The organism is Athalassotoga sp., from assembly GCF_049965695.1.
GTDB lineage: Bacteria > Thermotogota > Thermotogae > Mesoaciditogales > Mesoaciditogaceae > Athalassotoga.
In genome coordinates, this window is record NZ_JBMFWB010000031.1 from 1 (window position 1) to 10,822 (window position 10,822).

Annotated in this window: 11 protein-coding genes and 1 pseudogene; 3 read left to right on the plus strand and 9 right to left on the minus strand. The window is 42.0% G+C overall.

Annotated elements, in window-relative coordinates:
- Positions 1-265: SDR family NAD(P)-dependent oxidoreductase (locus ACP5NR_RS08330; RefSeq protein ID WP_428006298.1), on the minus strand; the 265-nt coding region annotated here is incomplete at its 3' end.
- Positions 266-541: 276 nt separating this feature from the next.
- Here ACP5NR_RS08330 and ACP5NR_RS08335 point away from each other — a divergent pair.
- Genes ACP5NR_RS08335 through pulA form a run of 3 tightly spaced genes read left to right on the plus strand, consistent with a single transcriptional unit; the run spans position 542 to position 4,027 of the window.
- Positions 542-1,075: a restriction endonuclease gene (locus ACP5NR_RS08335; protein WP_428006299.1), complete on the plus strand. Its 534-nt coding sequence runs from the start codon at positions 542-544 to the stop codon at positions 1,073-1,075.
- Positions 1,072-1,407 carry a hypothetical protein gene (locus tag ACP5NR_RS08340; protein WP_428006300.1) on the plus strand — a complete coding sequence of 112 codons (336 nt, stop codon included), beginning with the start codon at positions 1,072-1,074 and terminating at the stop codon, positions 1,405-1,407. Before ACP5NR_RS08335 ends, ACP5NR_RS08340 begins: the two co-directional genes overlap by 4 nt.
- A gap of 16 nt (positions 1,408-1,423) precedes the next feature.
- Positions 1,424-4,027, plus strand: coding sequence for a type I pullulanase (gene pulA / locus ACP5NR_RS08345; protein ID WP_428006301.1), 2,604 nt, complete (start codon positions 1,424-1,426; stop codon positions 4,025-4,027).
- Between the two features lie 142 nt (positions 4,028-4,169).
- Here the strand turns inward: pulA and ACP5NR_RS08350 are convergent, their stop codons facing one another.
- From ACP5NR_RS08350 to ACP5NR_RS08385, 8 genes and pseudogenes are all read right to left on the minus strand, one after another.
- Entirely contained in the window at positions 4,170-4,955 is a 786-nt protein-coding gene (locus tag ACP5NR_RS08350; protein WP_428006302.1) for an alpha/beta fold hydrolase, read from the minus strand.
- Complete coding sequence (locus ACP5NR_RS08355) at positions 4,942-5,694, minus strand: alpha/beta fold hydrolase (RefSeq protein WP_428006303.1); 753 nt, start codon at positions 5,692-5,694, stop codon at positions 4,942-4,944. The genes ACP5NR_RS08350 and ACP5NR_RS08355 overlap by 14 nt, the downstream gene beginning before the upstream one ends.
- A 294-nt stretch (positions 5,695-5,988) precedes the next feature.
- Positions 5,989-6,915, minus strand: a complete 927-nt coding sequence (locus ACP5NR_RS08360) for a branched-chain amino acid ABC transporter permease (RefSeq protein ID WP_428006304.1) — start codon at positions 6,913-6,915, stop codon at positions 5,989-5,991.
- A complete protein-coding gene (locus ACP5NR_RS08365; RefSeq protein ID WP_428006305.1) occupies positions 6,915-7,796 on the minus strand; it encodes a branched-chain amino acid ABC transporter permease in 882 nt (293 codons plus the stop codon). The genes ACP5NR_RS08360 and ACP5NR_RS08365 overlap by 1 nt, the downstream gene beginning before the upstream one ends.
- A gap of 1 nt (position 7,797) precedes the next feature.
- Entirely contained in the window at positions 7,798-8,514 is a 717-nt protein-coding gene (locus tag ACP5NR_RS08370; protein ID WP_428006306.1) for an ABC transporter ATP-binding protein, read from the minus strand.
- Positions 8,486-9,256, minus strand: a complete 771-nt coding sequence (locus ACP5NR_RS08375) for an ABC transporter ATP-binding protein (RefSeq protein ID WP_428006307.1) — start codon at positions 9,254-9,256, stop codon at positions 8,486-8,488. Before ACP5NR_RS08375 ends, ACP5NR_RS08370 begins: the two co-directional genes overlap by 29 nt.
- Positions 9,253-10,431 (minus strand): ABC transporter substrate-binding protein, encoded by a 1,179-nt coding sequence (locus ACP5NR_RS08380; protein WP_428006308.1) that lies wholly within the window; start codon positions 10,429-10,431, stop codon positions 9,253-9,255. The genes ACP5NR_RS08375 and ACP5NR_RS08380 overlap by 4 nt, the downstream gene beginning before the upstream one ends.
- Before the next feature lie 20 nt (positions 10,432-10,451).
- A pseudogene (locus ACP5NR_RS08385) lies at positions 10,452-10,822 on the minus strand (acetyl-CoA C-acyltransferase); the annotation flags it as partial.

Genomic DNA, 10,822 nt, shown 5'->3' on the forward strand with positions numbered 1-10,822 from the left:
TCACGCCTGCGTTGTTTATCCATATATCTATCTTTTTCCATTTTTTAGCGGATTCATTCCATAGATTTTCTATTGAATCAATCTTTCTGACATCGCATTGGACGTAAAAAGTTTGATCTTTGTAAAGTTCCATAAGCGATTTCAAATTTTCATTAGGGGCTTCTCCTCTTCCAGAAAATGTCACGTTGCATCCTGCATTCAAAAATTCTTTACCCATGCAAAAGCCTAATCCTCGTGTGCTGCCCGTTATGACAACATTTTTCATAAATCCACTCCTTTCGAAAATCAAAACATTTGATTCATTTTAATTTCGCGATTCAATTTTCATTTTTTAAGAATTAAAAGGTATCAATTTTAGTTTGAAAAAATGTCTTACGAAGAATTTTAAATTTTAGGTAATTGAGTATACCATAAAAGATATGCATAAATTATGATTTGCAACCCGATTCCGTTCATTTTTTATTTTTGCCATCAAAAGTGGTAAAATTTCTTATGCATTGACAAATTAAATCGTAAAGATTGGAAATAGGTGATCATAAATTTGGATAACACGTTGTTTTATTTAGCCCTTTTTGTTTTGCTGATCATTTCAGTCATCGTCCTTTCAATCGTTGTCGCTAATTCTTTCAGAAAATCAAGATCTCTGAGGAAAATAAGAGATTGGTTTGACAAAATACCCGGAAATGGCGATGGAACTCAATTTGAAGATTTTCTTGAAGTTTTTTTATCAAAAAGCGGATGGAAGGTTGAAAAACCTACTAATTCAACCAACACAGCCGATTTTGGCGTGGATCTCATACTTGATGGTAAGATAGCCGTACAGGCCAAAAATTATTCCAAAGACATCTCAAACGATGCCGTTCAGCAAATTTTTGCGGGTAAAGAATACTGGAAAAACAATGGATTTCCCCGTTTGAGATACGCAGTCGTTATTTCAACATCTTCTTTCACAAAAGCGGCCATAAAACAGGCAAAAGCAACGGGAGTGATCTTAAAAGATGGAGATGATATAAAAGAGGCTTTAAATAGAGGTCTGTCTAAAAATTGGATCTTCAAAATGAAGGAGGATTTATGAGGGCTTTCGCAATTTTTTTGGTAATTGTCGGATTGTTCCTGTTTTTATCGATAATAGGACTTTTCAGCATCAATTTTCGTTTTGTCGTTGAAATAATCTTCGCTATTTTCTTTGCGATAGAAGGAATAAGGGAAATAGTAAAAAGAAATCTTATAGGCATAGGGGGTTTGATCTTTTCCGCTTTCCTTTTCACAAGTACTTTTGAACTTTTCGGTTATAGATTTTCTCTTAATCAAACATTTGTAGCACTTGTCGCTTCTTACCTTATAGGAATAGGAATACATATATTGCTTAGAAAGACTATAAGTCCTCGTTTTTGGGAAAAATGGTGAATTGGAGGTGTTTCAAGTGAAAAGGTATTTTTTGTTCCTATCTGTTTTGATCCTTATCACTTTGACTTTTACCGTCGCCTTTTCCGCTTACGCTTCACTCTCTGCCGGTAAAACAGCGGCCGATTTTGACGCAAAGACAGTACTTATAATTCATTACCACAGGTATGACGGAAATTACTCCGGATGGAATTTGTGGGTGTGGCCTTACAGGCCGGAAAGTTTGGCCGGAGCGGCATATCAATTTACGGGAGAGGACAGTTACGGGCCTTACGCGATAATAAAATTCGATCAAAAGTACACCCAACTTGGTTTCATAGTAAGGCTAAATGACTGGCAGGCAAAGGACGTTTCGGAAGACAGACACGTTGTCATACCTTCATCCGGTGTGGCCGAAATTTGGGTTTTGGAGGGACAATATGAATGGTACACAAATCCTAACGACATTGACATATCACCGAGAGCCATGGGCGCCTTTTTAAATTCTTTGAACAAGGTGGATCTTTACCTTACAAATCCAATAGAAACAAAGGATTGGAAAGATACGGTATCTTTTACCGTTGACGGCAAAGATTGGCCGATATCAGATGTTGAACCTGCCATTGCAGGATCGCTGTCCAAAACCTCTTACATCGAGATAACCTTGAAAGCACCGCTTTCAACCTACGATGTTGCAAAACCTATGGTCGTTGAAATAAAAGGGTTCCAACCTGCCACCGTCTACGCTTACAAAGCGTTAAACGATCCTCAATTTTATTACTCAGGCCAGTTAGGCCCGATTTACACACCGGCCGAGACAACATTCAAGGTATGGTCTCCGGTCTCACAATGGGCAAAGGTTTTGCTTTACAAAACGGCCGATGCAACGGTGCCATACGCAACTTACGATATGTCAAGGGATGCAAAGGGAGTCTGGAGTGCCGAGGTTAAAGGAGATCTAAACGGCGTATATTACCTTTACGAATTCTATTCATACAATGAGGAAAGGATAACGCCCGACATAAATTGCTACGCGGCAGACATGTACAACAGAAAATCAATGGTCGTGAATTTGGCGGACACAAATCCACCGGATTGGTCAAAAGATCTTTCTCCATCTCTTGCCCATAGAGTTAATGCCATAATATACGAAGTGGATGTTAGAGATTTTTCAATCGATCCAAACTCCGGAGTTCCGGCTCAATACCGCGGCAAATATCTTGCCTTCACGGCGACGGGCACGACCTACAACGGAATACCAACCGGAATAGATCATCTTAAAGCACTTGGCATAACGGATGTCCAGATAATGCCAATACAGGATTTCTGGAATGAGCCCTTCGATCAATACAACTGGGGATACATAACCTACCTTTTCAACGTGCCGGAGGCTCAATATTCAACGGATCCTCAAAATCCAATGATCACGATAGAACAGGTCAAAGAGATGATCCAGTCTCTTCATGAAAACGGAATCGGGGTTATCATGGACGTCGTTTACAATCACACGTCAGGAGTGGGCAAAAATTCTCCATTCGATCAAACCGTGCCTTACTATTACTACAGGGTAGACGAAAAGGGGGCGTACCTTAACCAGTCAGGCGTAGGAAATACGATAGCGACCGAAAATACGATGGCAAGACAGTACATAATCGATTCTTTGAAATACTGGGTAAAGGAATACCACGTCAACGGATTCAGGTTTGATCTGCTTGGCCTTTTTGACAAACAAACCGTTAAAGACATAGTCGATCAATTGCATGCCATCGATCCACAGATTTTGCTTTACGGTGAGCCGTGGGGCGGATGGGGAGTTACTCCTCTCTTTGGAAAGGGAGATCAAAAGGGCATGAAAATAGCCGTCTTCAACGATGATCTCAGAGACGCGATAATTGGAAGCGTTTTTGACATAACGGCAAAAGGATTCATAGAGGGCGCAAACAAAGATATACTCGTTCAGCGCGGTGTCGTTGGCGAGATTCCTTATTCTCAGGTCATATCCGGCTTTACACAGGAGCCTGGAGAGACTATAAATTACGTCACATGCCATGACAATTACACGTTATGGGACAAGATAAGCGGTGCCGCAACAAACTGGACTGTCGAGCAAAAGGAAGCCGCGGATAAGCTTGCAAACGGGATAATCCTGACATCTCAGGGAATTCCTTTCATAGCGGGTGGCGCGGAATTTGCACGCACAAAGGAAGGAAACGGAAACAGTTACGATGCGGGAGATGCGGTCAACGAATTCGACTGGGCAAGGCTTGAAATCTTCCAATCACTTGATAAATATTATCAAGGGCTGATAGAATTAAGAAAGGCACATCCTGCGTTTAGAATGTACACAGCCGATCAGATAAAATCGTCTATAACGTTCTTCCCGACGCAATATAAACAAGTAACTCAATACCTCAGAATGCCTTTGGCATTTGTCGCTTACGAAATTCACGGAAGTCCAAACGGAGATACGTGGAAGAACATAATCGTCGTATACAACGGAGAAAACCAAAGTGTCAAATTCACATTGCCGGAAGGTCAGTGGGATCTCGTTGTCAATCAAGATCAGGCAGGAGTGGATACGATAAGCGTGCTTTCGGGAGAGATAGAAATTCCATCAACTTCTATGTACATTTTGCATCAATGATGAAGATAATAATAATTTTTAAAGAATTTTTTGCAAACGCGTCATATAAGTATGTTATACTTCTAATAGTTAACGTCACCGTCTGAGTGCTTCCTCCTCACCACCGCCCAAAAGAACGGGCGGTTTTTTTATGCGACAATTCTCAATATGACAAAAATGACTCAACTTTTTTAATCCAAAGATTCGCTTTTTCGTAAAAAGCCGCATGCCCTGTTTTATGGAGTACGACAAGCGATGAGTGAGGGATCTTTTCCGCCATTTTTTTCATTTCACTTTTTGGCGTTACGATGTCTTCGTCAGCACATATCAAAAGCGTGGGTACGGTTATCTTTTTTATTTCTTCCGAAAGGTCGAAATAATTTCCCGATCGACTCAGCCTTATGAAACCTTCAAGCCATTTTTTGTCTGTGGCTTTTGAGGCATTCGTTATTCTTTCGTTTATCCAACTCTCATTTGAATTGTAAAAAGTCCGCGAGTATATCGCAGGAAAAGAGATCTTGAAAAGCAATTCAGGGTTGCCGGTTGCGGCTGCCATCTCCCAACTTCTTCCAAGTTCCCTTAAATAATTGTCAACTTTATCAACAGCATTTGAAAGTACCAATTTGTAAACACGCCGTGGATGTGAAATGATGAAATGTTCGGCAACGTGTGCACCGTAAGAAACGCCCACGATGTGCGCTTTTTTTATCTTAAGATGATCCATCAAATTGAGAAGATCTATCGATCTTTCCAATACGTCATAATCTTTTGTCATTCTCGAAGATCTGCCCTGATCTTTGAAGTCGAAAGTTATGACATCGAAATGTTCTTTTAATTTGTCAACGTGATACGCCCAACTACCTGCCGACATCATTATGCCGTTAAGCAGTATAAGAGGCTCTCCATTCCCGACCCTTTCATAGTAAATTTGAGAATCAAAGTAAGGCATCTTTGAATTTCACCAGTATTTCAACGAATTTTTTGGGGTTTTCAACGATAACGCTGTGGCCGATGCCATCAAGCACTTCAAATTGGCAGTTCGGAATCATCTTTGCCATTTTTTCGAGACTGTTTTTTGGAACTATCGGATCCAAACTTCCCCACAGGACTTTGACCGGTATTTTTATATCCTTCAGATTTTGGGAGTAATCGTACCTTTCAAGCGCACGCGCATTCCCGCTGAAGGCTTTTGGACTCATTTTCAACGCATCATTAACGAATGCTTTTGCCTTCTCTTTTCTCGTCGGCATGGTATTTGCAAGGGAAAACTCAAGCAATTCGGGATGATCTTTGAAACTTTCAAGTATAGGATAAAGGTTTTCGGCCGTCTTTAAGCCATCGGCCGGAGCGGGATCGACAAGAATCAATCCGGAAAATGCATCATGATCTACGACACATTTCAAAGTCACGGCACCGCCAAGTGAATGGCCTACAAGGATCGGTCTTGAAATTTTGAGCGATTCGATGAATTTCGATAGATAATCTGCGTATACTTCTATCGAAATGGAATCTATCCTATCTGAATTTCCAAAGTTGGGCAGATCGAGCGCATACGTCTTTATCCCGTCGATCTTCATAACCTCTTCGAACCATTTCGATGATGCAAAATTTCCGTGGACATAAACAACAGGCATTCCATCGCCATTTGCTTCGTAAAAAATTCTTACATTTTCGATTTGAACAAACATTTCAACCCTCCCGCATTCTTCTATCCATCAATTAGCGCGTAGCACGTAGTAAAAACAGAGATTAGAGATCAGACATTAGAGAAATTTGTGACGCATGATACATTTTTTATCCCGTCATCCCGCACTTGATGCGGGATCGCATTTTCATGTAAGTTTTAAAGGCGATCCCTGATGAACTCAGGGATGACAAACGAACTTTGACTACTCACTCTTCACCGATCACTGCTCACCGGCGCCATTGGCCATAAGCCATATGCCAATCCATTCCTTAGTGTCCAGATTGAGAGAATATACTTAAATCACTTTTTTCTTGAAAAGATCCCTGATTTTAAAGATCTGTAAAAGCCCTTTTGGTAAAAACAAAAGGATCACTATAAGTGCAACGCCTTGAATTATAGTTATTGAGATGTTGTATCCCGAAAGTAAAAACGGTAATCCCACAAAGAAGGCCGCACCTATCATAACACCCATCACGCTTCCCGCACCACCGACTATGACCATCGCAAGCAGATCAAGTGAAAGTGTCAGATCGAACTGTGATGGAGATATAAATCCTATTGCCGATGCGTAAAGGCTACCTGCAAGACCGGTTAAAGCCGCACTTGCTGCAAAGGCTGCGAGTTTGTATTTGAGCAAATTAACCCCGAAAGCCCTTGCCGCTATCTCGCTGTCTCTCATCGCAAAGAGCGCAAGTCCGCTTTTTGAAAATGAAATTCTTGAAAGCACAATGAAAATCAAAAAGATGATCGTTAGCACCACGTAATACTGATAGACCGGATTGGAGGCTTTAAAGATCCAAAAAGATGGCACAGGTATGTTTCTTATGCCGTTGTAACCTCCCGTTATTTGAAATACGCCTATGACCTGCTGAACGGCTATGCCGAAGGCCATCGTGACGACCGCAAGGTAAAAACCGGAAACTCTGAGAGCGGGAAGGCCTACCACGATGCCTATTATCATGGCAAAAAGGCCGGAGATCAAAAAAGCGATCAAAAATGGAACGTGAAAATTCACGACTAAAATTGCCGATGTGTAGGCACCGACGGCAAAGAATGCAGCATTTCCTATCGAGATCTGGCCTGCCCATGTTGTCAGTACATCCATGCCTATGGCCGCTATTGTGTATATGCCTATCAAGACGAAGATGGACAGCAAAAAAGGATATCCCAAAAACGGTAAAGGAACAAGCACAAAAGGTATAAACCATAGGTGTTTTTTCATCAAACTCTCCTCGCTTTTGCGCTTCCTAACAATCCTTCGGGCTTTACGATAAGAATGGCGACTATTATCGCAAGTGAAAAGGTCGTCTTGAGGTTTGTGGATATGTAAGTACCCACAAGGTTCTCAATGATGCCTATCGATATACCGCCTATTATCGAGCCGGGGATGCTTTCAAATCCACCAAGGACTGCGGCGGTAAAGCCCATTATTTGAAGGCTTAGCATCATGTCTGGATAAACAAAGGTCTGCGGAGCGACGAGTAATGCCGCAAGCGCACCTATCGATCCGGAAATGATCCACGAAATCGACATCATAAGGCTTGAATTTATACCCATCAACTTCGCGATCTCCTCATTTTGTGCCACTGCTCTCATGGCTTTTCCCTGAAATGTAAGGTTCAAATACAAAATAAGTGCGATTATGACGGCCGTCACAACTCCCAAAATCAAAAGGTTTTGCTGCGGTATGACTATGATGCCGCCTTCGAATCTCAATATCAAAGGAAGACCGTTTAAAAGATTTGGTATTTGCTGGTAATTGTTTCCCCATATTTGAAGAGCCACACCTTCAAGTACCAAAAGCAGACCCAGTGTTATTATCACCATGGAGGCCGGAGAGATGTTTCTGACAGGCCTTAAAAGCCCACGCTCAACGGCGTAACCGACAAAAGCGCCAAACGCAATGGCAATAAAAAATGATAAAATGTAATTCATACCCATCATGGAAAAAAACGTAAAGAAGATGTAAGCCGAGATCATTCCCATATAACCGTAAGCGAAATTCATAACTCCGGTCACCTTGTATGCTATGACAAGTCCAAGTGCCACTATCGCGTAAAGAGAGCCCGTTATTATGCCGGCAATTATTTGTTGAAATACCATTTCACACCCCTAAGTATTTCATTTTTAAAGTTTGAAAATCCACATCTTTTGTATTTCCCGAAATCGCGAACTTTCCGTTTTGCATGACGTAGATCCTGTTGGATATTTCCATCGCTATCATGGCATTTTGCTCTACAAGCAATATCGCCGTACCCGATTTGTTTATCGTTTTGAGCGAATCAAAGATGAAATCGACTAATTTCGGTGAAAGACCCAAAGAAGGCTCATCCAACATCAAAAGTTTGGGATCATTCATCAAAGCGCGTCCTATCGCGAGCATCTGCTGCTCTCCTCCGGAAAGTGTTCCTGCAAGTTGCCGCTTTCTCTCTTCCAATCTTTGAAAAAGCGCGTAAACTTTTTTGATATTTTCCTTTATCAAATTTTTGTTTTTCCTTATCGTGTATGCACCTAACAAAAGGTTGTCCTCGACACTTAAATCCGGAAAGATGCCTCTTCTTTCGGGACAGAGTGTAAGGCCCAAATACGGTATTCTGTAAGGTTCCGTTCTCGATATGTCTTTCGATATAAATGTTATCCTGCCTTCGTGTGGAATTAAACCTGCAAGCGATTTCAAAGTCGAACTCTTTCCGGCACCGTTTGCACCGAGTATCGAAACCACTTCTTGATTACCGACGAAAAAGTTTGTCCCTCTTACGGCTTCTATCGGGCCGTATTTAACGGTAAGATTTTCAACTTCGAGAATACGATCTGTCGCCAAGATAGGCTTCGGCCACCTTTCTGTTCTGAATTATTTCGGATGGACTTCCCTCGGCTATTTTTTCGCCGAAATTCATGACGGTTATTTTGTCTGAGACAGACATGACGATTTTCATGTCATGCTCTATCATGAGGATCGTGAGCGCGTAAAAGCCTTTTATTCTCAAAATTTCTTCTTTGAGTTTTTCGGATTCCTGATCGTTTAAACCCGCAAAAGGCTCATCTAAAATGAGTAATTTTGGCTTTGATATGACGGCCCGTCCTATCTCGACAAGTTTTTGCGTACCGTACGGTAGCGATGAAACGGACATGTTTAAATATCTTTTTATGTCAAGCATTTCCGAAATCTCCGCTACGTTTTGAAAGATCCTTGACTGTTCAGATTTGTAAGATTTCGTGCCGAAAATCTCGTCAAAGAAATTGTAATTTATCGTATGATGGGCACCGATGAAAAGGTTACCTGTAACGTTTAAATTCTTGAAAAGTTCAAGGTTCTGGAAAGTTCTTGCCACGCCGGCATTTATTATCCTGTGAGCCGGCATCTTCAACAGATCGATACCTTCAAAAAGGGCTGTGCCAGTTGATGGCACAACCCGTGTTAAGGCATTTACAACTGTGGTCTTTCCTGCTCCGTTTGGCCCTATCAAAGAATGAAAACTTCCTTTTTCGACATCCATTGAAAAATTGTTGACCGCTATCAATCCCTTGAATTTTACCGAAAGCGCTTTTATCGATAGAATCATTTCAAAGTTATCCACCCTGATATAGGTACAAAAGTGCCATTCTCTATCTTCATGAAATACATGGAGGTCTTTCCTTCCCTGTCTGTGGGTGTGAAGGTTATGTCCTGTGAAAGAATTCCATTCCAATTGTCAAAAGTATCGAGTGCATTTACAAGTCCGTCTCTTGTGGGATTCGGACCGGCGAGTTCAAGCGCGTGCGAAAAGACTTCTGCGGCTATAAAGCCTGCAGCCGCGTAAGAACTTGGGATCTCGTTTGGATACGATTTTTGGTATATTTTGAGATATTGATCGAATTTTGCCGTAAAATCTGGATTGTCTTTCGTCGGTATCGGCACCCATCCAGTCAGAATAACGCCTTCGACGGCCTTGCCTCCAAGTTGTATGAATGCCGGATCGGCATTCGGATATATCGTCACGATCGGTATGTTCATGCCATACTGCTTTATCTGTGTTACTATTCTTATCGTATCCGTGATAAGGCCTGCGATAACCAAAGAATCCGGATTTGCGGACATGAGTTTGATTATATCCGAACTGAAATCGGCGCTCGATGGATTGTATGCTATCGTTATGTACGGTTTCATGTTGAAATCGGCAAGTTGCTTTTGAATGCCGTCGAGTTCCTGCTGGCCTATATCGTTGTTCATGTACATGACCGCTATCTTCGACTTATGCTCATTTTGCACAAGAAATCTCGCTATCAAATGTCCTTCTAAATCGTAGTTTGGCTGAACCGGAAATACGTACTCTTTTGGAGGATTCGATAACTGTGGCGCACCGCTTCCCTGATAAACGAATGGCACACCGTTATCGTTAAGATAGCCCATCACGGCAAGACATCCGGGTGTCCCGAGACCACCAACGACCGCAAAGACATGGTCCTGCTCGACCATTCTTTTCACATCGGTAACGGTTAAGGCCGGATTGAGTTGATCATCGTAGACCAAAAGATCGATCTTTCTTCCGTTGATGCCACCCTGATCGTTTATCCAGTTGAAGTAGGCTTTCATGCCTTTGAGCATACCCTGTCCGATTATGGCGTAAGGTCCCGACAATGCCTGAAATGTTCCTATAACGACCTTATCGGGGTAAACTCCAAAAGATGATGAGTCTGCTGCGAAGGCAAAAGTCAGAAACAAACCCAAAATCACCGAAAAAACAAAAAATTTCTTCATACCACAATCCCCTTTCAAAATCAAACTTTTTTTATCACAACGGCAGTACCCATTCCACCGCCTATGCAAAGTGTTGCAAGACCGATTTCGGTCTTTTTCTTCATCATTTCGTACAAGAGCGTCACGGTTATTCTGTTTCCAGAGCACCCTATCGGATGGCCGAGTGCTATTGCACCGCCGTTCAAATTCGTCTTTTCGAGTATGTGATCCTTTGAAACTCCGTACTTTTCTGTCCATTGTCTTATAACGCCTAATGTCTGGACGGCGAAGGCCTCATTGCCTTCTATCAGTTCGACGTCGTTAAAAGAAAGATGCGCCATTTTCAAAGCATTTTCTGTTGCCGGTACGGGACCCAGCCCCATAACGATGGGATCGACTCCGCCCTGACCCC